Below are 486 nucleotides of genomic sequence, written 5' to 3'. Positions count from 1 at the left end.
TCATCTGCAAATTTTACCACTCCAGCTGATTTACTGGCTAGTTTATGATTGCCTCTATCACGATGGTATCTGACACCCAGTTCTTCTTCCATCCCATGGAGAGCTATATTGGCTAACAATGGGGATATAACTCCGCCCTGTGGTGTTCCAGAGTAGGTATCATTAAAGGAACCATTGTCAATGTATCCTGCATTCAACCATTTACTGATTGTTTCTTTGGCAGGGAATCCTTCGAGACAGTCCATTATATGTTGATGGCTAAGGTTATCAAAGCACCCTTTAAAGTCACCTTCAAAAATCCATTGCCTAGTGCTCCTTGCTGATAGCTTGGTGAATAGGTTAACAATGGCATCCTGAGTACTCCGTTTTGGTCTGAATCCATATGATGAAGGTTCAAATCTTGCTTCCCATTGGGGTTCAAGAGCGTTCTTAACAATGTTTTGAAATACTCTGTCTTTAATAATTGGTATTCCCAAAGGCCGCATC

At 41.4% G+C, this 486-nt stretch carries 1 protein-coding gene; it reads right to left on the bottom strand.

All coding sequences use genetic code 11. The annotated features are described in order from the left end of the window. Positions 1-485 (bottom strand): reverse transcriptase domain-containing protein (locus tag DOT_RS08710; protein ID WP_040411703.1); only part of this gene is annotated, 485 nt, incomplete at its 3' end. Position 486: the final 1 nt, after the last annotated feature.

Source organism: Desulfosporosinus sp. OT (genome assembly GCF_000224515.1).
GTDB lineage: Bacteria > Bacillota > Desulfitobacteriia > Desulfitobacteriales > Desulfitobacteriaceae > Desulfosporosinus.
The sequence above is the reverse complement of the archived record's forward strand: the minus strand, read 5'-3'. Positions and strand labels throughout refer to the sequence as shown.